The sequence below is a fragment of the Stenotrophomonas sp. 107298_Sma genome, from assembly GCF_056480345.1.
Genome location: NZ_CM151094.1, coordinates 4,017,689 through 4,037,233, shown reverse-complemented (window position 1 = coordinate 4,037,233; position 19,545 = coordinate 4,017,689). Strand labels below are relative to the sequence as shown.

Annotated in this window: 20 protein-coding genes; 14 read left to right on the top strand and 6 right to left on the bottom strand. The window is 66.1% G+C overall.

The genetic code is table 11. The features are described from left to right. Positions 1-110: 110 nt before the first annotated feature. From lptM to hslU, 7 genes are all read left to right on the top strand, one after another. Complete coding sequence (gene lptM / locus ACZK2G_RS18720; RefSeq protein WP_012512147.1) at positions 111-383, top strand: LPS translocon maturation chaperone LptM; 273 nt, start codon at positions 111-113, stop codon at positions 381-383. Further along, positions 376-1,227: a diaminopimelate epimerase gene (dapF, locus tag ACZK2G_RS18715; RefSeq protein WP_046985004.1), complete on the top strand. Its 852-nt coding sequence runs from the start codon at positions 376-378 to the stop codon at positions 1,225-1,227. The genes lptM and dapF overlap by 8 nt, the downstream gene beginning before the upstream one ends. Next, entirely contained in the window at positions 1,224-1,898 is a 675-nt protein-coding gene (locus ACZK2G_RS18710) for a DUF484 family protein (RefSeq protein ID WP_006393359.1), read from the top strand. The genes dapF and ACZK2G_RS18710 overlap by 4 nt, the downstream gene beginning before the upstream one ends. Positions 1,899-1,911: 13 nt before the next feature. Continuing rightward, complete coding sequence (gene xerC / locus ACZK2G_RS18705) at positions 1,912-2,802, top strand: tyrosine recombinase XerC (RefSeq protein ID WP_046985005.1); 891 nt, start codon at positions 1,912-1,914, stop codon at positions 2,800-2,802. 78 nt (positions 2,803-2,880) lie between these two features. Then, positions 2,881-3,081, top strand: coding sequence for a DUF3079 domain-containing protein (locus ACZK2G_RS18700; protein ID WP_046985006.1), 201 nt, complete (start codon positions 2,881-2,883; stop codon positions 3,079-3,081). 173 nt (positions 3,082-3,254) lie between these two features. Then, complete coding sequence (hslV, locus tag ACZK2G_RS18695) at positions 3,255-3,806, top strand: ATP-dependent protease subunit HslV (RefSeq protein WP_005411093.1); 552 nt, start codon at positions 3,255-3,257, stop codon at positions 3,804-3,806. A 60-nt stretch (positions 3,807-3,866) separates the two neighbouring features. Beyond that, entirely contained in the window at positions 3,867-5,240 is a 1,374-nt protein-coding gene (gene hslU / locus ACZK2G_RS18690) for an ATP-dependent protease ATPase subunit HslU (RefSeq protein WP_046985007.1), read from the top strand. A gap of 109 nt (positions 5,241-5,349) precedes the next feature. On the opposite strand, the gene ACZK2G_RS18685 is transcribed toward hslU, so the two are convergent. After that, positions 5,350-6,342: a Gfo/Idh/MocA family protein gene (locus ACZK2G_RS18685; RefSeq protein ID WP_478474083.1), complete on the bottom strand. Its 993-nt coding sequence runs from the start codon at positions 6,340-6,342 to the stop codon at positions 5,350-5,352. Between the two features lie 44 nt (positions 6,343-6,386). Beyond that, complete coding sequence (gene smeT, locus ACZK2G_RS18680) at positions 6,387-7,046, bottom strand: efflux transporter SmeDEF transcriptional repressor SmeT (protein ID WP_478474082.1); 660 nt, start codon at positions 7,044-7,046, stop codon at positions 6,387-6,389. A gap of 226 nt (positions 7,047-7,272) precedes the next feature. Between smeT and smeD the strand changes: the two genes are divergently transcribed. From smeD to smeF, 3 genes are all read left to right on the top strand, one after another. Next, positions 7,273-8,454, top strand: a complete 1,182-nt coding sequence (gene smeD, locus ACZK2G_RS18675; RefSeq protein WP_046985010.1) for a multidrug efflux RND transporter periplasmic adaptor subunit SmeD — start codon at positions 7,273-7,275, stop codon at positions 8,452-8,454. Positions 8,455-8,466: 12 nt separating this feature from the next. Beyond that, a complete protein-coding gene (gene smeE, locus ACZK2G_RS18670; protein WP_046985011.1) occupies positions 8,467-11,589 on the top strand; it encodes a multidrug efflux RND transporter permease subunit SmeE in 3,123 nt (1,040 codons plus the stop codon). A gap of 97 nt (positions 11,590-11,686) precedes the next feature. Beyond that, complete coding sequence (smeF, locus tag ACZK2G_RS18665) at positions 11,687-13,072, top strand: multidrug efflux RND transporter outer membrane subunit SmeF (protein ID WP_046985012.1); 1,386 nt, start codon at positions 11,687-11,689, stop codon at positions 13,070-13,072. 108 nt (positions 13,073-13,180) lie between these two features. Here smeF and ACZK2G_RS18660 read toward each other — a convergent pair whose 3' ends face one another. The 4 genes from ACZK2G_RS18660 to ACZK2G_RS18645 all read right to left on the bottom strand — a co-directional run bounded on the left by ACZK2G_RS18660 (position 13,181) and on the right by ACZK2G_RS18645 (position 14,986). After that, the gene (locus ACZK2G_RS18660) at positions 13,181-13,603 is read right to left on the bottom strand and encodes a low affinity iron permease family protein (protein ID WP_012512139.1); all 423 of its coding nucleotides are present in this window, start codon (positions 13,601-13,603) and stop codon (positions 13,181-13,183) included. A gap of 73 nt (positions 13,604-13,676) precedes the next feature. Further along, positions 13,677-14,003 (bottom strand): hypothetical protein, encoded by a 327-nt coding sequence (locus ACZK2G_RS18655; protein ID WP_006393104.1) that lies wholly within the window; start codon positions 14,001-14,003, stop codon positions 13,677-13,679. A 74-nt stretch (positions 14,004-14,077) separates the two neighbouring features. Continuing rightward, positions 14,078-14,335, bottom strand: coding sequence for a hypothetical protein (locus ACZK2G_RS18650; RefSeq protein WP_046985013.1), 258 nt, complete (start codon positions 14,333-14,335; stop codon positions 14,078-14,080). 198 nt (positions 14,336-14,533) lie between these two features. After that, on the bottom strand, positions 14,534-14,986 hold the full coding sequence (locus tag ACZK2G_RS18645) for a nucleoside deaminase (protein WP_046985014.1): 453 nt from the start codon (positions 14,984-14,986) through the stop codon (positions 14,534-14,536). Positions 14,987-15,065: 79 nt separating this feature from the next. Here ACZK2G_RS18645 and ubiE point away from each other — a divergent pair, with 79 nt between their 5' ends. From ubiE to ACZK2G_RS18625, 4 genes are all read left to right on the top strand, one after another. Next, positions 15,066-15,827, top strand: a complete 762-nt coding sequence (gene ubiE, locus ACZK2G_RS18640) for a bifunctional demethylmenaquinone methyltransferase/2-methoxy-6-polyprenyl-1,4-benzoquinol methylase UbiE (protein ID WP_136639030.1) — start codon at positions 15,066-15,068, stop codon at positions 15,825-15,827. Between the two features lie 301 nt (positions 15,828-16,128). Continuing rightward, entirely contained in the window at positions 16,129-18,057 is a 1,929-nt protein-coding gene (locus tag ACZK2G_RS18635; RefSeq protein ID WP_295382057.1) for a M1 family metallopeptidase, read from the top strand. 126 nt (positions 18,058-18,183) lie between these two features. Beyond that, entirely contained in the window at positions 18,184-18,915 is a 732-nt protein-coding gene (locus ACZK2G_RS18630; RefSeq protein WP_478474081.1) for a hypothetical protein, read from the top strand. Then, on the top strand, positions 18,912-19,544 hold the full coding sequence (locus tag ACZK2G_RS18625; RefSeq protein ID WP_136639058.1) for an HAD family hydrolase: 633 nt from the start codon (positions 18,912-18,914) through the stop codon (positions 19,542-19,544). The genes ACZK2G_RS18630 and ACZK2G_RS18625 overlap by 4 nt, the downstream gene beginning before the upstream one ends. Position 19,545: the final 1 nt, after the last annotated feature.

Sequence of the window (19,545 nt, the reverse complement as noted above, 5' to 3'; positions counted from 1 at the left end):
ATCCGGCGCTACCAGGGGGCCCGGTTGCGGTGGCGCCGGGCCATGCCCGGCGGATGCGCGGCACGGCACCCTGCACCAACCGCTCAGCCGCCAATGGCTATACTCGGGGCATGAAGATCCCCCATCGAAACGCCATCCTGATTCCGCTGGCAGCGGCTTCGCTGCTGCTCCTCGCCGCCTGCGGCAACAAGGGCCCGCTGGTACTGCCGCAGAAGCCGGTGCCGGTGGAAGAACTGGTCGAACCGGTTGCCGAGCCCGCCAACGAAGCGACTCCGGCGGAGACCCAGGGCACCGGCACCCCGGCCACGACCGTGGACCCGGCCGCGCCGACGACCCAGCCGGCGCCTGCGCCCGCGAAGAAGGTGGGCAGCGGGAATGAGTGAGGCCGGTTCCAAGGCGCTGCGTTTCAGCAAGATGCACGGCGCGGGCAATGATTTCGTAGTGATCGACCTGCGTGACGGCACCGTGCCGCCTACGCCCGAGCTGGCCGCGCGTCTGGCCGATCGCCACACCGGTGTCGGCTGCGATCAGATCCTGACCATCGAAGCGCCGCGTGCGGAAGGCTCGGTGGCTTCGTACCGGATCTGGAATGCCGATGGTTCAAATTCCGAACAGTGCGGCAACGGTGCGCGCTGCATCGCCGCCTGGCTGGTGCGCGAGGGCAGTGCACAGGGCGATGCGTTCGTCATCGACAGCCCGCTGGCCAGCCACGAAGTGAAGGTGCTGGGCGATGGCCAGTACGCGGTGACCATGGGCGTGCCCGCGTTCGAGCCGGCCAACGTGCCGCTGGTGGGCTTCGCCCATCCGCGCGAGGAATACCTGCTGCCGCTGCAGGGCGAGACCGTGCGTTTTGCCGCAGTGTCGATGGGCAATCCGCACGCGGTGATTGAAGTCGGCCTGATCGATGCCGCACCGGTCGAGCGCGTCGGTTCGCTGCTGCAGCAGCATGCGTCGTTCCCGCGTTCGGTGAACGTGGGCTTCGCCCAGGTGATGAGCCCCGCGCATGCACGCCTGCGCGTGTTCGAGCGCGGCGTCGGCGAAACCCTGGCCTGCGGCAGCGGTGCCTGTGCCGCTGCGGTGACCCTGATGCAGCGTGGCCGCTTGCAGCGCGATGCGCGCATCAGCCTGCCCGGTGGTGACCTCCGCATCCAGTGGCCGGGTGATGGCCAGCCGGTGGTAATGGCCGGCCCGACTGCATTCGTCTTCGAAGGGGAGTGGATCGCATGACCGAAACCGTCGACAAGCTCGGGGCCCACGAAGTTGCTGCCTGGTTGCGGCGTCATCCCGGCTTCCTCAAGCAGTTCCCGGACCTGGCCCTGACCCTGGTGGTGCCCCGCGATGACGGCCCGACCGCATCGCTGGCCAGCTACCAGCTGGAAGTGCTGCGTGAGAAGAACCGCGAGCTCGCGCGACGCTTGGCCGATCTGGGCGCCACCGCACAGGTCAACGAGCGCCTGGCGGTGCGTACGCACCAGCTGACCCTGGCGCTGATGAAGCAGGACAACGCCGCCGACACCCTGCGTGCGATGGCCGCCTCGCTGCAGGAAGACTTCGCCGGCGACCTGGTGCGGTTGGTGGTGCACACGCCGGTGGCGGGACTGGAACAGGCCGATTGGCTGCAGGTGATCGCCGCCGATGATGCGCAGCTCGGTCCGTTCCGCGATTGCCTGAAGGACGGCGAGCCGATCTGTGGCCGCCTGCAGCCGGAAAAGAACGCCGTGCTGTATGGCGTACGCAGCGAAGAAGTGCAGACCACCGCATTGCTGCCACTGCCGGGCGTAGGCCTGATCGCGGTCGGCAGCCATGACCCGAACCGCTTCTACCCGGGCATGGGCACGCTGTTCCTGCGCATGATGGGCGATGCGCTGGTCACCGGCCTGAAGCGCTTCCCGGGCTGAGCAGGACACGACGATGAGCGCGGTACAGGCCTTCCTGCAGCACCTGCAGGTGGAGCGGCGGATGTCGGCGCATACGCTTGATGCCTATCGCCGCGACCTGGACGCTCTGTCGGTGTGGGCCGAGCCGCGGGGCGTGGTGGTGGAAGCACTCGATGCCGAAACGCTGCGTCAGTTCGTCGCCGATGAACACCGCCGCGGACTGTCGGCCAAGAGCCTGCAGCGCCGCTTGTCTGCCTGCCGCAGCTTCTACGCCTGGCTGCTCAAGCACGACCGTATCGAGGTCAACCCGGCGGCGACGCTGAAGGCGCCGCGCGCGCCACGTCGGCTGCCGCAGGTGCTCGATGCCGATGAAGCCGTGCAGCTGGTTGAACTGGAGCCCGAGGGTGAACTCGGCCGTCGTGATCGCGCGTTGCTGGAACTGTTCTATTCCTCCGGCCTGCGCCTGAGCGAAGTGTGTGCGTTGACCTGGCGCGATCTTGATTTTGCCAGCGGCCTGGTCAACGTGATGGGCAAGGGCAATCGCCAGCGCCGGGTGCCGTTCGGCCGACCAGCGCGCGAAGCGCTGCAGGCATGGCGTGCGGAAAGTGGTGGTGGCCCGGCAATGCCGGTGTTTCCCGGTCGCAACGGGTCGATCAGCCAACGCGCGGTGCAGATCCGCATCCGCCAGCTGGCGCAGCGCCAGGGCCTGTTCAAGCACGTGCATCCGCACATGCTGCGGCATAGTTTCGCCAGCCATATCCTGGAATCCTCCGGCGACCTGCGCGGCGTGCAGGAGTTGCTCGGCCATGCCGACATCGCCACCACGCAGATCTATACCCACCTCGATTTCCAGCATCTGGCCAAGGTCTACGACGCCGCGCATCCACGTGCGAAGCGTCGCAGCAAGGACGACAAGGCTGAATAGACCGCCCTTGATCTGGATCAGGGCTGGGCGGATGCAACCGGCGCACCGTGGCCGCAGGCCACGAGGAAACTGCCTGCCATGGCGAAGCCCATTCCGCTGCACCCCAGGCATCCCGAGCGCATCTGCTGGGGCTGCGACCGCTACTGCGCGGCTGACGCGCTGGCCTGCGGCAATGGTTCCGGCCGGACCCAGCATCCGATCGAGACGCAGGGGGAGGACTGGTACATTGCCTGGGGCATCGAGCCCAATCCGGAGCGGCCGTCGCAGGCAAAACGTTGAACGACAGGCGTTCAACGTTCGGGCGGCGGGGCCCGCGCGCATTGCGATGCGCTCGTTGAAAAGGCGCCCGCCTGCCAATGGCGCGCCGCCAAGCGCTGAACGGCAGCCATCCGCACAGGCTTGATCGCACCCGGCGCTGTCCCCATCTCCCGGGAACAGCTATCGGAGGCCGCATGGACCCCAGTCAGAATCCCAACGTTTTCCACGCCACCACCATCGTCTGCGTCCGTCGCGGCGAGCACGTGGCCATTGCCGGCGACGGCCAGGTCACGCTGGGCCACACCGTGATGAAGGGCAATGCGCGCAAGGTGCGACGCCTTGGCCGTGACGGCCAGGTGCTGGCCGGCTTCGCCGGTGCCGCCGCCGATGCCTTCACCCTGTTCGAGCTGTTCGAGGCCAAGCTGGAAAAGCACGGCCAGCTGCAGCGCGCTGCGGTCGAGCTGGCCAAGGATTGGCGCACCGAGCGCCGTCTGGGCAAGCTCGAAGCCCTGCTGGCCGTGGCCGACAAGGAAACCTCGCTGATCATCAGCGGCACCGGTGATGTGATCGAGCCGGAGGACGGCATCATCGCCATCGGTTCCGGTGGTTCCTATGCACTGTCGGCCGCCCGCGCGCTGATGGCGCACACCGAACTGGATGCGCGCACCATCGCCAGTGAAGCGATCGGCATCGCCGGCGACATCTGCATCTATACCAACCGCAACGTGGTGGTCGAGGAGCTGTAACGCTCCCCGATCCGCCGGGCATGGCCCGGCGCTACCGACAACGAATTCGTGAGCACATCCATGTCGAAGATCGAAGTTTCCTCCGCCACCATGACCCCGCGCGAGATCGTGCAGGAGCTGGACCGGCATATCGTGGGCCAGCACGACGCCAAGCGCGCGGTGGCCATCGCCCTGCGCAACCGCTGGCGTCGCATGCAGCTGGTGCCTGAGCTGCGCAATGAGGTGATGCCGAAGAACATCCTGATGATCGGCCCGACCGGCGTCGGCAAGACCGAGATCGCACGCCGCCTGGCCACGCTGGCCAACGCGCCGTTCGTCAAGGTCGAAGCAACCCGCTTCACCGAAGTCGGCTACGTCGGCAAGGACGTCGAGCAGATCATCCGTGACCTGGCCGATACCGCAGTGAAGCTTTACCGCGAACAGGCCAAGGTGCGCGTGCGTACCCAGGCCGAAGAGCGCGCCGAAGACCGCATCCTTGATGCGCTGCTGCCGCGACGTAGTGGCGGCATCGGTTTCGATCCGGAGGTGGCGCGCAACGAGCCGTCGGCACAGGACAACGAGACCCGCATCAAGTTCCGCAAGATGCTGCGCAATGGTGAGTTGGACGACCGCGAGATCGAGCTCGACCTGGCCGCCAACGTCAGCATGGACATCATGACCCCGCCGGGCATGGAGGAAATGGGCCAGCAGCTGAAGTCGATGTTCGCCAACCTCGGTGGTGGCGCCAAGGCGCACAAGCGCACGCTGACCATCAAGGCCGCGCGTCCGCTGCTGATCGAAGAAGAAGCCGGCAAGCTGGTCAACGAGGACGACATCCGTACCGCGGCGATCGAAGCCTGCGAGCAGCACGGCATCGTTTTCATCGACGAGATCGACAAGGTCGCCAAGCGTGGTGACAACGTGGGTGGTGGCGACGTCTCGCGCGAAGGCGTGCAGCGCGACCTGCTGCCGCTGGTGGAAGGCTCCAACGTGTCCACCAAGTACGGCACGATCAAGACCGACCACATCCTGTTCATTGCCTCCGGCGCATTCCACCTGGCCAAGCCCAGCGACCTGATTCCCGAGCTGCAGGGTCGTTTCCCGATCCGTGTCGAGCTGGGTGCGCTGAGCAAGAACGATTTCGTGCGCATCCTGACCGAACCGAAGGCCGCGCTGACCAAGCAGTACGAGGCGCTGCTGGCCACCGAGGGCGTCAAGGTCAGCTTCACCGCCGATGCCATCGATCGCCTGGCCGAGATCGCCTTCCAGGTGAACGAGCGCCAGGAGAACATCGGTGCGCGCCGCCTGCACACCGTGCTGGAGCGGTTGCTGGATTCGCTCAGCTACGAAGCACCGGACCGTGATGGCGAGACCCTTGCAATCGACAGCGCCTACGTCGATACGCACCTGGGCGAGCTGGTGCAGGATCCGGACCTCAGCCGCTACATCCTGTAACGCAGAAGGCCGCTATCCGATGGGGGCGGATCCCTCGCCGTGGCGAGGGCTCTGACCCCGGCCGCTGCAACATGGAAGGCTGCCGCAAGGCGGCCTTCTTCGTTGATGGTCAGCGCGATTGCCGTGTGCGGTAGGCCTGCAGCACCTGATCCATCACCGCATTGGTGCGGGCGGCGCTGACGCCGGTTGACGGCGAGTGGCCGTTGCCGCGCAGCTCATCGACCAGAGTGGCGATCAACGGCTGCTGGATCGACGGCGGGTTCTGGATGTCGAACGCCTGCACGCCGGCCTCGGTCTCCAGTACTACCGGAACATCATCGAAGGTGGCAAAGCGCAGCTGACCGTGGTCGCCGGTGATCTCGACTTCATCCTGGCGGCGGAACGCGCAGAAACTCCACTGCGCGATGCCATGCACCCCCCGACCGGCACGAAAGCACATCGAGACGCTGTCCTCGGCGGCATACGCGCCTGCCTGCGAACTGGCCAGGCCACGCACATCGGTCAAAGGCCCGAGCAGGTGATCGAGCAGGTCCAGGGTGTGCGAGCCCAGATCAACGAACAGGCCGCCGCCGGAGATTGCCGGGTTGGTCCGCCAGAAGTCCGGCGACGCGGCATTCGCCGAGTGCGGTCGATGCAGGGTGGCGCGCACGCTGCGCGGTTCACCGATCGCGCCGCTGTCCAGCAGCTGCTTCACCTTCTCGAAGCGGGGCAGGGCGCGGCGGTAATAGGCTACGAACACCGGTACGCCGCTGCGTGCGCTGGCCTCCATGATGCATTTGCACTGGTCATGGTCCATGGCCATCGGCTTTTCGATGTAGACCGGCTTGCCCGCGGCAATCGCCTTCAATGCGTAATGCATGTGCGTGGAAGGCGGCGTCGCAACGTAGATCGCGTTCACTTCCGGATCGGCGATGAGCGCATCGGCATCGGCGTACCAGCGGGGAATCGCATGGCGCCGTGCGTAGTCTTCGGCCAGTGCCGCATTGCGGCGCATCACCGCGGCCACCCGTGAGCCGGGCGCGCCGGCCAGAGCCGGGCCGCTTTTCTTCTCGGTGACGCTGCCGCAACCGATGAAGCCCCACGCCACATTGTCCAGGATCATGGGGCCGTCCTCACATGGGGCCGTCGTGGCGGCAGCAATGCCGCTCACGCCTCCGGCAGCGGCTCGGGTACTGTGCCCGGCACGAACACGCCTTCCTTCACGTAGGCGGCCAGGGTCATGTCCAGCGCCAGCATGCCATCGCGCTTGAGGTCCATCAGGTCCGGTTCGACCATCGCCCCGTGCAGCACGCCCAGTACCGTGGCATGCAGCATGCGTGCGGCGATCTTCGGGTCCGCACCCTCGCGCAGCTGGCCCAGGTCCTGTGCGCGGCGCAGGGCGCGCTCCATCCGGTCCAGCGCATCGCGGAAACCGCTCTGCTGCAGTTCGGTCAGCACCCTGGTGTCGGCCGAGGCATCGCTGCGCAGCATGATCTCCATGGTCTTGCGCAGGCGCTCGTCCTCGGACAGCTCGATGAACGAGTGGATCATCACCGCGCGCAGGTCATGTATCGGCGTGTCGCGCTGGTCGGTGGAGGTGCGCTCCAGCTCCTGCATGAAGGGCAGGTGCACGCGCTCGACGATCGCGGTCAGCACCTCGCTCTTGTTCTTGAAGTGCCAGTAGACCGCGCCGCGGGTATAGCCGGCACGGGCACCGATCATCTCCAGCGTGGTCCGGGCCACGCCGTGTTCATGGAAGCAGGCTTCGGCGGCGTCAAGGATGCCTTCCCGGGTTGCCTGGGTGTCCTCTTTGGTCTTGCGGGCCATGGGTAGGTACGAGTGCGGGTGAAACGTGGCTGAATTGTACCTGTTTACAAACAAACACGCATGTATGTATATTTCGTTCCCATCATTCCCGTCGTGTGCGTGGCAGGCCGGCCCGGCCCCCACGCCGCATCGGGTGGGCGCTGTTTGCACGGTCTTCACTGTTTCTGGTGGAGGGTCCGCCGTATCAGTGCTCGCTGAGACCCTTTCCTTCAAGAGCCCTTCCGTCATGTTGCTGAGCCGAATCCGACCCTTTGCACTGTCGCTGGCGATCGCCGCGACCGTGGCTGCCTGTGGCGGCCAACCCCAGGCCCCCGAACAGGGCCCGGGCGATGTCACCGTGGTCACGTTGAAGTCCGAAACCGTGGGCCTGACCCGCGAACTGCCGGGCCGCACCAACGCCTTCCTGGTGGCCGAAGTGCGCCCGCAGGTCAACGGCATCGTCGCCAAGCGCCTGTTCACCGAGGGTGGAATGGTCAAGGCCGGCGAGCCGCTGTACCAGATCGAGGATGCGAGCTATCGCGCCCAGGCCAACAGCGCCCGTGCCCAGCTGGCCCGCGCCGAAGCCACCGCCAATGCGGCGCGGCTGAGCGCCAAGCGCATCACCGAACTGGCCAAGGTCGACGCGGTCAGCCAGCAGGATCTGGAAAACGCCGTGGCCGCGCAGAAGCAGGCCGAAGCAGACGTCGGCGCCGCCAAGGCAACGCTGGATGCAGCCAACGTCACCCTTGGCTATGCGCGCATCACTGCGCCGATCAGCGGCCGTATCGGCAAGTCCAGTGTTACCCAGGGTGCGCTGGTCAGCGCCGGCCAGGCCACGGCGCTGGCTACCGTGCAGCAGCTGGACCCGATCTATGTCGACCTGACCCAGTCCTCGGCCGAGCTGCTGCAGCTGCGCCGCGAACTGGCCGCCGGCCGCCTGCAGGACAACCAGCAGACCCCGGTCAGCATCCTGATGGAAGACGGTAGCGAATTCGCCCACAAGGGCACGCTGGAGTTCTCCGAAGTCAGCGTCGATCCGGCCACTGGCAGCTTCGCGCTGCGGGTCAAGGTCGAAAATCCCGATGGCCTGCTGATGCCGGGCATGTACGTGCGCGCGGTGATCGGCGGCGGCGTGCGCAGCGATGCGGTGCTGGTGCCGATGCAGGGCATCGCCCGTGACCCGAAGGGCGATACCAGTGCGATGGTGGTCGGCAAGGACAACAAGGTCGAAGTGCGCCCGGTCAAGGTCAGCCGCACCGTCGGCGACAAGTGGCTGGTCGAGGACGGCTTGAAGCCCGGCGACAAGGTCATCGTCGAGGGCCTGCAGAAGATCGGCCCGGGCATGCCCGTGAACGTCACCGAACAGGGCGCCGCTCCGGCCAAGCCGGCCGCCGCCCAACCTGCAGCTGCGGCCGCAGGCGCGAAGTAAGCGGAGAACCCCATGGCACGTTTCTTCATCGATCGACCCATCTTCGCGTGGGTCATCGCGATCATCATCATGCTCGCCGGCGGCCTGGCCCTGTTCAAGCTGCCGATCTCGATGTATCCCAACGTCGCGCCGCCGGCGGTGGAAATCAGCGCCAGCTATCCGGGTGCGTCGGCCAAGGTGGTCGAAGACTCGGTGACGCAGATCATCGAGCAGAACATGAAAGGCCTTGATGGCCTGATCTACTTCTCCTCCAACAGTTCGTCCAACGGCCAGGCCACCATCACCCTGACCTTCGAGAGCGGCACCAACCCGGACATCGCCCAGGTGCAGGTGCAGAACAAGCTGCAGCTGGCCATGCCGCTGCTGCCGCAGGAAGTACAGCGGCAGGGCATCAACGTGGCCAAGTCCAGCTCGGGCTTCCTCAACGTCATCGCCTTCGTGTCCGAAGACGGCAGCATGGATGCCAACGACATCGCCGACTACGTCGGCTCCAATGTCGTCGACCGTCTCAGCCGCGTGCCGGGCGTGGGCAACATCCAGGTATTCGGTGGCAAGTACGCCATGCGCATCTGGCTGGACCCGAACAAGCTGCACACCTATGGCCTGTCGGTTCCGGAAGTGACCGCCGCGATCAAGGCGCAGAACGCACAGGTGGCGATCGGCCAGCTGGGTGGTGCGCCGTCGGTGAAGGGCCAGCAGCTCAACGCCACCATCAATGCGCAGTCGCGCCTGCAGACTCCGGAACAGTTCCGCAACATCATCGTGCGCGGTGCGCAGGACGGTGCCGAACTGCGTCTGGGCGATGTCGCCCGCGTCGAGCTAGGCGCCGAGTCCTACGACTTCGTCACCCGCTACAACGGGCAGCCGGCCAGCGGCCTGGCGGTCACTCTGGCCACCGGCGCCAACGCACTGGATACCGCTGCCGGTGTCGATGAGACCCTGAAGGAGCTGGAAGGCTTCTTCCCGGCCGGCCTGAAGGCCGAGATCCCGTACGACACCACTCCGTTCGTGCGCGTGTCGATCAAGGGCGTGGTGCAGACCCTGCTCGAAGCGATCGTGCTGGTGTTCGTGGTGATGTACCTGTTCCTGCAGAACTTCCGCGCCACCCTGATCCCGACCATCGCCGTGCCGGTGGTGCTGCTGGGTACCTTCGGCGTGCTGTTGGTGCTGGGCTTCTCGGTGAACATGCTGACCATGTTCGCGATGGTGCTGGCCATCGGCCTGCTGGTGGACGATGCCATCGTGGTGGTGGAGAACGTCGAGCGCATCATGTCCGAAGAAGGACTATCGCCGCTGGAGGCCACCCGCAAGTCGATGGGCCAGATCACTGGCGCACTGGTGGGTATCGGTCTCGTGTTGTCGGCGGTGTTCGTGCCGATGGCCTTCATGAGCGGCTCCACCGGCGTGATCTACCGGCAGTTCTCGGCGACGATCGTGTCGGCGATGGCGTTGTCGGTGCTGGTCGCGATCGTGCTGACGCCGGCGCTGTGCGCCACCATGCTCAAGCCGCTGAAGAAGGGTGAGCACCATGTCGCCCACCGCGGTTTCGCCGGTCGCTTCTTCAATGGCTTCAACCGCGGCTTCGACCGCACCAGCGAAAGCTACCAGCGTGGCGTGCGCGGCATCCTGCACCGCCCGTGGCGGTTCATGGGCATCGTCGCCGCACTGTTCCTGCTGATGGGTGTGCTGTTCGTGCGCCTGCCCAGCTCGTTCCTGCCCAATGAAGACCAGGGCGTGCTGATGGCGCTGGTGCAGGCACCGGTCGGTGCTACCCAGGAGCGCACGCTGGAGTCGATCGCCGCGCTTGAAAAGCACTTCATGGAAAACGAGAAGGACGCGGTCGAGTCGGTGTTTTCGGTGCAGGGCTTCAGCTTCGCCGGCATGGGCCAGAACGCGGGCATGGCCTTCGTCAAGCTGAAGGACTGGAAGGACCGTGATGCCGACAACGGCGTGATGCCGATCACCGGCCGCGCGATGGCAGCACTGGGCCAGATCAAGGATGCCTTCATCTTTGCCTTCCCGCCGCCGGCCATCCCAGAACTGGGCACCGCCTCGGGCTACACCTTCTTCCTGAAGGACAACAGCGGTCAGGGCCATGAAGCCCTGGTGGCGGCGCGCAACCAGCTGCTGGGCCTGGCGGCCCAGAGCAGCAAGCTGGCCAACGTGCGTCCGAACGGCCAGGAAGACACGCCGCAGTTCCGCATCGATATCGATGTGGCCAAGGCGACGTCGCTGGGGCTGTCGATCGACCAGATCAACACCACCCTGGCCACTGCGTGGGGCAGCTCGTACATCGATGACTTCGTCGATCGCGGCCGCGTCAAGCGCGTATTCGTGCAGGCCGACCAGGCGTTCCGCATGGTGCCGGAGGACTTTGATCTCTGGTCGGTGAAGAACGACAAGGGCGAGATGGTTCCGTTCAGCGCCTTCGCCAGCAAGCGCTGGGACTACGGTTCGCCACGCCTGGAGCGTTACAACGGCGTGTCGGCCACCGAGATCCAGGGTGAGCCGGCGCCGGGCGTGGCCTCCGGTGATGCGATGGCCGAGATCGAACAGCTGGCCAAGCAGCTGCCGCAGGGCTTCGGTGTCGAGTGGACGGCGATGTCCTACCAGGAACGCCAGGCCGGTTCGCAGACACCGCTGCTGTACACGCTGTCGCTGATGATCGTGTTCCTGTGCCTTGCGGCCCTGTATGAAAGCTGGAGCGTGCCGACCTCGGTGCTGCTGGTTGCGCCGCTGGGCATCCTCGGTGCAGTGCTGGCCAATACCTTCCGCGGCATGGAACGCGACATCTACTTCCAGGTGGCGATGCTGACCACGGTGGGCCTGACCAGCAAGAACGCGATCCTGATCGTCGAATTCGCCAAGGAAAATCTGGAGAAGGGCGCGGGGCTGATCGAAGCGACGATGCACGCGGTCCGCGACCGCCTGCGTCCGATCATCATGACCTCGCTGGCCTTCGGCATGGGCGTGCTGCCGCTGGCGATCTCCAGCGGTGCCGGCTCCGGCGCCAAGCAGGCGATCGGCACCGGCGTGCTCGGCGGCATGGTCGTCGGCACGGTGCTCGGCGTGTTCTTCGTGCCGCTGTTCTTCGTCGTGGTGCAGCGCGTGTTCAAGCGCAAAACCGCCGAATGATGAAATCAGGCAGCGCCGGGCCATGCCCGGCGGATGTCTCACCGCGTAGCCGCCGGGTACGGCCCGGCGCTACCACCGTGATCCCCAAGGTGTTGCCATGAAGCTTCATTCCATTGCTGTTTCCATCGCCGCCGCGCTCGTGCTGGCCGGCTGCTCCACCCTGGTGCCGAAGGACACCGCCGTCGCTCCGGCCATTCCGGCGCAGTGGCCGGCCGAGGCCGCGCAGGGCCAGGTGGCTGACGTCGCCGCCGTCGGCTGGCGCGACTTCTTCACCGATGCGCGCCTGCAGCAGGTGATCGACCAGTCCCTGCAGAACAACCGCGACCTGCGTGTGGCGGTGCTCAATGTTGAACGTGCGCGTGGCCAGTACCGCGTGCAGCGCGCTGATCGCGTGCCGGGCGTGGCCGTTACCGGCCAGATGGATCGCCGTGGTACGGACGCTGGCGTCACCGAGCAGTTCACTGCCGGTGTTGGTGTGGCGGAGTTCGAGCTGGACCTGTTCGGTCGCGTGCGCAATCTCAGCGAGGCCGCCCTGCAGCAGTACTTCGCCGTGGCTGCGAACCGTCGCAACGCGCAGCTGAGCCTGGTCGCCGAGACCGCCACCGCGTGGTTGACCTACGGTGCGGACGCGCAGCGATTGAAGATCGCCGAAGCGACGCTGAAGACCTACGAGGATTCACTGCGACTGGCCGAGGCCCGCCACGAACGCGGTGGCAGTTCGGCACTGGAGCTGACCCAGACCCGCACCCTGGTCGAAACCGCACGCACCGACGCCGCACGCCTGCGTGGCCAGCTGGCCCAGGACCGCAACGCGCTGGCGCTGCTGGCCGGTGGCCAGCTCGACCCGGCGCTGCTGCCCGACGCTGTGGCGCCGAGCCTGCTGGCACTGGCGCCGCCGCCGGCCGGGCTGCCCAGCGACGTGCTGCTGCAACGCCCGGACATCATGTCCGCCGAGCATCAGCTGTTGGCCGCCAACGCCAGCATCGGTGCGGCGCGCGCGGCGTTCTTCCCGAGCATCTCGCTGACCGGCAGCATCGGCAGCGGTTCGAACGAACTGTCCAACCTGTTCGATAGTGGCACCCGCGTATGGAGCTTCCTGCCGAAGATCACGCTGCCGATCTTCCAGGGCGGCAAGCTGCGCGCGAACCTGGCCATCGCCAATGCCGATCGTGACATTGCATTGGCGCAGTACGAGAAGGCGATCCAGGTGGGCTTCCGCGAGACCGCCGACGCACTGGCGCTGAATGTCAGCCTGGATGAACAGGTCGCCTCGCAGCAGCGCCTGGTCGAGGCTGCCGAGCAGGCCAACCGCCTGTCGCAGGCACGCTATGACGCCGGCCTGGACAGCTTCGTGACCCTGCTCGACGCACGTCGTACCGCCTACAACGCGCAGCAGACGCAGCTGCAGGCGCAGCTGGCCCAGCAATCCAACCGCATCACCCTGTACAAGGTGCTGGGCGGCGGCTGGCACGAGCGCGGATAAGCAGCGCTTCTGGTAGGTGCCAACCTTGGTTGGCACGGATGCGTCAGCGCAGGCGGCCGGCATTGTGCCAACCAAGGTTGGCACCTACCAGAGCAGGTAGCGCTACCTTCAGACCGCTTCATCATCCCGGCGCACGCCATGGCAGGCGCGCACGCGCGCCAGCGCGTCACCGGCCTCGCGGGCCATCTGCTCGTACTCGGCGCGGATCTCCTCCAGGCGCTCTTCATCCAGCTCTTCCAGGTCCAGAAGCTCGTTGTTGGCTTCGGCTGTCGCCCGGATCAGCTCGTCCAGCTTGATCTGCATCGCCGCGGTATCGGCGTTCTGCGTGTGCTGGATCAGGAACACCATCAGGAAGGTGATGATCGTGGTGCCGGTGTTGATCACCAGCTGCCAGGTGTCGTTGAAGCCAAACACGGGCCCGCTGATGCCCCATATCACCACGATCATCACCGCAGCCAGGAAGGTCCACGGCGAACCGGTGGCGGCCGCAGCCTTCTTGGCGATCGTATTGAACAGGTTTCTTGCTTTCATCGTCGTCGTCCCACTCAGGTGACGAGGATGATCGGCAGTGGCCCGTGCAGGGGCCGTGCAGCCGTAGTTCGGCTCAGGCGCGCAGGCGCGGAGCGTCCTGCAGCCGCACCGGGCTGGTCTGGTAGACATGCTGCCAGCAGCGGTCTACGAACTCGCGGGCCTGGGACTCGCTCAGCCTCGGCATGATCTGCAGCGCGTACTGGGTCTGGAACATCTCGTCGCGCTGGGCATTGCTTGCGCGCGGTTGGGTGATCAGCGAATCGCAGGCGAACTTGATCCACGGCACGTAGGAACCGAACGAGTTGTGCGGCAGTGCGCCGTCGGCATGCTGGCGGCGCCAGTGATCAAGCTCGGCATCGACATTGATGACCGGGGGAATGGTGGGGACTTCAGCGTGCATGTCGATCCAATCGGTTGAGGTGGATGGGAGTGGGGGTTCATCGCAGTGTGGCGTATGCGCCGGTGCATGCCGCGTCAGCGCGGCGTGCAGCCGGTGTTGCCATCGAGCAGCTGCGCGCGGGTCACGGCACCGAGGTCTTCGGCGATGTCGGCCATGGCATTGCACAGCCGCACATGATCACGCGGATGGGCGCGGATCACTTCCTGCTGCAGTCCCTGGTAAACGGTCCAGAACGGCGCGGTGCGTCGATGCAACGCGAACTGCTGCGTCAATCGGTCGCGGATGCCGGCAAGGGCCGGGTCTGATGCAGGGCGTAGGGCGAGCGCGCACATGGCTGGCTCCGCCGGGGAAAGGGGCCCCGGTCATTCCACCCTAGGTGCGATGGCGGGCTCGGGTGTTACCGGCGCGTGTGCATGCCAGGCAACTGACTGTGCACTGGTTCACGGTGATGGCTGCAAACGCTGCCGGCACAAGGATGTGCCGGCACTGAAGCGTTCATTAAGCGGGTTCAACAGGAGGCTGCGCGGTGTTCATTCACCGATGTCTTCGTTCCAGATCTCCGGGTGCTGCGCAATGAAGCCGCCCAGCAGGTCCACGCATTCCTGGCTGTCCAGGTCGATCACCTTGACGCCGTTTTCGCGCAGCCAGTCGATGCCGCCCTGGAAGGTGCGCGATTCGCCGACCACCACGGTGCCGATGTTGAACTGGCGCACCAGGCCCGAGCAGTACCAGCACGGCGCCAGGGTGGTGACCATGATGGTGTCCTGATAACGGCGCTGGCGGCCGGCCTTGCGGAAGGCATCGGTCTCGCCATGCACTGACGGGTCGCCTTCCTGCACGCGGCGGTTGTGGCCGCAGCCGAGCAGACGGCCGTCGTTGTGGTACAGCGCCGCGCCGATCGGCACGCCACCCTCGGCCAGGCCCTGGCGGGCTTCGGCGATGGCGGTCTGCAGCAGGGCCTGGTAGTCGGGCGTGGTGATCATGCGGGGCTCCGGTAAGTCATGGCCCGCCATGATACGGGCAGGGGGTGCCGATGGCCCCCGGCGGTGCGATAATCGGGGCATGAGCGAATCCCCCTACAAATCCGGTACCACCCATTTCGGGTTCCGCGACGTCGCCGCCAAGGACAAGCAGAAGCTGGTCGGCCAGGTGTTCACGTCGGTCGCGCGCAACTACGACCTGATGAACGACCTGATGAGCATGGGCGTGCACCGGGCGTGGAAGCGCTACTACGTCGCCACTGCGCAGGTGAAGCCGGGTGACCGCGTGCTCGATCTGGCCGGCGGCACAGGTGACATCGCCGCGCTGCTGAAAGAGCGCGTCGGCGCCGAAGGTTCGGTGGTGCTGGGCGACATCAACGCCGGCATGCTGTCGGTCGGCCGCGACCGCCTGACCAACCGCGGCCTGGTGCTCGGCCTGGACTACGTGCAGTGCAATGCCGAAGCCCTGCCGTTCCCGGACAACAGCTTCGACCTGGTGACCATTGCCTTTGGCCTGCGCAACGTGACCGACAAGGACGCCGGCCTGCGCGAGATGTACCGCGTGCTGAAGGTCGGCGGCCAGGCCCGCGTGCTGGAGTTCTCCGAAGTCACCGCCGACTGGTTCAAGCCGATCTACGACTTCCACTCGTTCAAGATCCTGCCGAAGCTGGGCAAGCTGTTCGCCAACGATTCGGACAGCTACCAGTACCTGGCCGAGAGCATCCGCAAGCACCCGCCGCAGGAAGAGCTGAAGGCGATGATGGGGCAGGCCGGTTTCGAGCGCTGCCACTACAAGAACCTGACCGGCGGCATCGTCTCGATCCATTCCGGCTACAAGCTGTAAGCCCCGCTTTGGTAGGTGCCAACTTTGGTTGGCACACGCCCGTCCGCGAGCGATGACAGATCCGTGCCAACCAAGGTTGGCACCTACCGGTAGAGGCCAACCTTGGTTGGCATGCGCCCGAGGCGCAGCGCAGCCCCGGCCGCCCGTACCGCGTCCGTCGCCATTCCGGTAGAGGCCAACCTCGGTCGGCATGCGCCGGAGGCGCAGGATCGGCCCCCCCGCCATTACCCCGCAGCGCGCAACGCCTGCGGGGCCGGACGGAGGTACCATTGGGGTTTGTTCCCCGTAACGGTCCCGATTCATGCGTAATCCGCTGATGCTCCTTCCGCTGGCCGTGGCCCTGGCCGCCGGCTGCTCCCAGGAGGCGGCCGCGCCCGCCGCCGCCCCGACTGCCGAAAAGGCTCCCGCCGCCCCCGTGAACGCCGAAAACCGCAGCCACGATGAAAGCTCGTACGCCGAGCCGGACAAGGTCGTCGTCAAGGACATCGCGCTGGACCTGAAGCTGGACTTCGACCAGAAGCAGATCGGCGGCACCGCCACCTACACCCTGGAATGGAAGCAGAAGGACGCCAAGCAGCTGGTGCTGGACACCCGCGAGCTGAGCATCGCCAAGGTCGAAGCGATCGCCGCTGACGGCGCGCGCAGCCCGCTGCAGTTCGTGCTGGCCCCGGCCGACAAGGTGTTCGGCAGCAAGCTGACCATCGAAACCCCGGAACAGCCGGCCAAGGTCGAAGTGACCTACCACACCGCACCGACCGCTTCGGGCCTGCAGTGGCTGGCGCCGTCGATGACCGAGGGCAAGAAGCTGCCCTTCATGTTCAGCCAGTCGCAGGCGATCCACGCCCGTTCCTGGGTACCGCTGCAGGACACCCCCAGCGTGCGCTTCACCTACAGCGCGCACGTGGTCTCGCGCCCGGACGTAATGGTGCTGATGAGCGCCGACAACGATCCCAAGGCCGCGCGTGACGGTGACTACACCTTCAAGATGCCGCAGCCGATTCCGTCCTACCTGCTGGCCATCGCCGCCGGCGACCTGGTGTTCGAGCCGATCTCCGGCCGCTCCGGCGTCTGGGCCGAGCCGACCATGGTCAACAAGGCCGCCAAGGAATTCGAAGACACCGAGAAGATGATCGGTGCCGCCGAGAAGCTGTACGGCGAATACCGCTGGGGCCGCTACGACATGCTGGTGCTGCCGCCGTCGTTCCCGTTCGGCGGCATGGAAAACCCGCGCCTGACCTTCGCCACGCCGACCGTGATCGTCGGCGACAAGTCGCTGGTCTCGCTGGTCGCCCATGAACTGGCACACAGCTGGTCGGGCAACCTGGTGACCAACGCCAGCTGGAAGGACATCTGGCTCAACGAAGGCTTCACCACCTACGTCCAGGGCCGCATCACCGAAGCCCTGTACGGCAAGGAGATGGCCGAGATGGAAAAGCAGATCGACCAGACCGATCTGCTGGCCGAAGTGAAGGACATGAGCCCGGCCGACCAGGCGCTGGCGCTGCCGCCGCTGAACGAGCGTGATCCGGACGAAGCCCTGAGCCAGGTGGCCTACGTCAAGGGTTCGTGGTTCCTGGAATTCCTGGAACAGCGTTTCGGCCGCGAAACTTTCGATCCGTTCCTGCGCGGCTGGTTCGATGACCACGCCTTCCAGAGCGCCAATACCGACCAGTTTGTCGAGTACCTGAAGAAGAACCTGCTGCCGAAGAATCCGTCGGCGGTGACCGAGGCCGAACTGAAGGCGTGGCTGGACGAGCCGGGCATTCCGGCGTTCGCAGCCAAGGCGCAGTCGCGCAATTTCAGCAGCGTCGATACCGCGCGCATCGCCTTCGCCAGCGCCGGCACCGTGCCGAGCAGCCAGGTGATTGCCGAGTGGAGCACGCAGGAGTGGGTCCGCTTCATCGACGGCCTGGGCGCCACCCAGCCGCTGGACAAGCTGGCAACGCTGGACAAGGCGTTCCACTTCACCGGCACCCCGAATGGCGAGATCGCCATGCGCTGGTACCCGCTGACCATCCGCAGCGGCTACGAGCAGGCCAATGAAGCGGCCGCTGCGTTCATCGAGCGTGTCGGTCGTCGCAAGCTGATCCTGCCGATCTACGCTGAACTGGTGAAGACCCCGAAGGGTCTGGAGCTGGCCAAGCAGGCCTTCGAGAAGGCCAAGCCGGGCTACCACCCGATCACCACCGCCTCGGTGCAGGACATGCTGGCCAAGGCTGAAGCGAAGTAAACGGTAGTGCCGGCCGCTGGCCGGCAACCTGATGCTGCTTCACCAGCAACGGCGGGGAAACCCGCCGTTGCTGTATCCGCTTTTCGCTGCCGATAGAATCGGGATGCACCCGTAAAGGACTCCGCCATGAAACGACTGATCCTGCTCACCGCCTGCACCCTGGCCCTGGCCGCCTGCAGCAACCCCGAGGAAGAACGCAAGGCGCAGGAGGCCGCTGCGGCCGCCGTGCAGGCGCAGAAGGAAGCCAAGGCCGAGGACGTGGCCAAGCAGTACGACATGGCCGTGGCCGCGCAGGACTGGGAGCGCGCGCGCCTGCATGGTGCCTCGCTGCTGGACCAGTACAAGGACACTGCCGCCGCCGAACGCATCGCTGCTGGCTTCGACGAGGTCAAGGCCAAGGGCGATGCTGCACGCGATCTGCGCCGCATGCAGGCGCTTTGGCAGTACAACCAGATTCCGGTCGGCAGCAAGGGCAACCAGGTCTCGGCGCAGATCTACAGCAAGGAACGGGTGGATGTGGATGGCAGCGGTGCGAAGCCGGTGCAGCTTGTGTTCCGCGATCACCCGGAATGGAAGCGGCATGCCTACCTGGTGCTGCAGGCCGGCGATTTCCGCTGCCCGCAGTGCACGGTGAAGGTGACCGTGGACGACGGAAAGCCGATTTCCATGGCCGCCTGGCGGCCGAAGACCGATGAAGCCATCGCCATGTTCATCACCGACCAGAAAGCGCTGTGGAAGCTGGCAGCCAAGGGCAAGTCGATCAGCATCGAGTTCCCGGTCAAGGCCGGTGGCACCCGTACCGCGGTGTTCGAGACCGGTGGCGTCGATGCCAGCCGCATGCCAGCGTGGTGGCGATGACCCAGGCGGTACCCGTGGTGGCACCCGCGGCAGTACCGGCGTTGTCGGCAATCCGGCACTGGGTGTTCGACATGGATGGCACGTTGACCGTGGCGATGCATGATTTCGCGCGGATCAAGCGCGAACTGGCGATTCCGGCGCAGGACGACATCCTCACCCACCTGGCCGCTCTGCCCGCTGCAGAGGCCAGTGCCAAGCATGCTTGGCTGCTGGCCCACGAGCGTGAACTGGCCGCGGCCTCCGTGCCGGCGATGGGGGCGGTGGCGCTGGTGCGTGCGCTGCAGGGCGCCGGTTGCCGGCTGGGCATCCTCACCCGCAACGTGCGCAGCCTGGCCCAGGTCACGCTGCAGGCGATCGGGCTGGGCGATGTGTTTGCCGAAGAGGACATCATCGGCCGCGACGAAGCCGAGCCCAAGCCCTCGCCGGACGGCCTGCAGTACTTCCTGCGGCGCTGGCAGGTAGATCCAGCACAGGTGGTGATGGTGGGCGATTACCGCTTCGACCTGGAATGCGGCCGGGCCGCGGGCACGCGCACCCTGCTGGTCAATGCTCCGGACAACCCGTGGCCGGACATGGCCTGCTGGCACCTGGCCGATTGTGCGGCGGTGCTGGAGCATTGGCAGCGCTAGC

Coding starts and splice junctions, on each gene's coding strand:
- lptM (WP_012512147.1), top strand. CDS start 111: ATGAAGATCCCCCATCGAAACGCCATCCTGATTCCGCTGGCAGCGGCT.
- xerC (WP_046985005.1), top strand. CDS start 1,912: ATGAGCGCGGTACAGGCCTTCCTGCAGCACCTGCAGGTGGAGCGGCGG.
- ubiE (WP_136639030.1), top strand. CDS start 15,066: ATGAGCGAATCCCCCTACAAATCCGGTACCACCCATTTCGGGTTCCGC.
- ACZK2G_RS18710 (WP_006393359.1), top strand. CDS start 1,224: ATGACCGAAACCGTCGACAAGCTCGGGGCCCACGAAGTTGCTGCCTGG.
- ACZK2G_RS18685 (WP_478474083.1), bottom strand. CDS start 6,342: ATGATCCTGGACAATGTGGCGTGGGGCTTCATCGGTTGCGGCAGCGTC.
- ACZK2G_RS18625 (WP_136639058.1), top strand. CDS start 18,912: ATGACCCAGGCGGTACCCGTGGTGGCACCCGCGGCAGTACCGGCGTTG.
- smeE (WP_046985011.1), top strand. CDS start 8,467: ATGGCACGTTTCTTCATCGATCGACCCATCTTCGCGTGGGTCATCGCG.
- ACZK2G_RS18660 (WP_012512139.1), bottom strand. CDS start 13,603: ATGAAAGCAAGAAACCTGTTCAATACGATCGCCAAGAAGGCTGCGGCC.
- smeT (WP_478474082.1), bottom strand. CDS start 7,046: ATGGCCCGCAAGACCAAAGAGGACACCCAGGCAACCCGGGAAGGCATC.
- ACZK2G_RS18700 (WP_046985006.1), top strand. CDS start 2,881: ATGGCGAAGCCCATTCCGCTGCACCCCAGGCATCCCGAGCGCATCTGC.
- dapF (WP_046985004.1), top strand. CDS start 376: ATGAGTGAGGCCGGTTCCAAGGCGCTGCGTTTCAGCAAGATGCACGGC.
- ACZK2G_RS18645 (WP_046985014.1), bottom strand. CDS start 14,986: ATGATCACCACGCCCGACTACCAGGCCCTGCTGCAGACCGCCATCGCC.
- smeF (WP_046985012.1), top strand. CDS start 11,687: ATGAAGCTTCATTCCATTGCTGTTTCCATCGCCGCCGCGCTCGTGCTG.
- ACZK2G_RS18630 (WP_478474081.1), top strand. CDS start 18,184: ATGAAACGACTGATCCTGCTCACCGCCTGCACCCTGGCCCTGGCCGCC.
- ACZK2G_RS18655 (WP_006393104.1), bottom strand. CDS start 14,003: ATGCACGCTGAAGTCCCCACCATTCCCCCGGTCATCAATGTCGATGCC.
- hslU (WP_046985007.1), top strand. CDS start 3,867: ATGTCGAAGATCGAAGTTTCCTCCGCCACCATGACCCCGCGCGAGATC.
- ACZK2G_RS18635 (WP_295382057.1), top strand. CDS start 16,129: ATGCGTAATCCGCTGATGCTCCTTCCGCTGGCCGTGGCCCTGGCCGCC.
- smeD (WP_046985010.1), top strand. CDS start 7,273: ATGTTGCTGAGCCGAATCCGACCCTTTGCACTGTCGCTGGCGATCGCC.
- ACZK2G_RS18650 (WP_046985013.1), bottom strand. CDS start 14,335: ATGTGCGCGCTCGCCCTACGCCCTGCATCAGACCCGGCCCTTGCCGGC.
- hslV (WP_005411093.1), top strand. CDS start 3,255: ATGGACCCCAGTCAGAATCCCAACGTTTTCCACGCCACCACCATCGTC.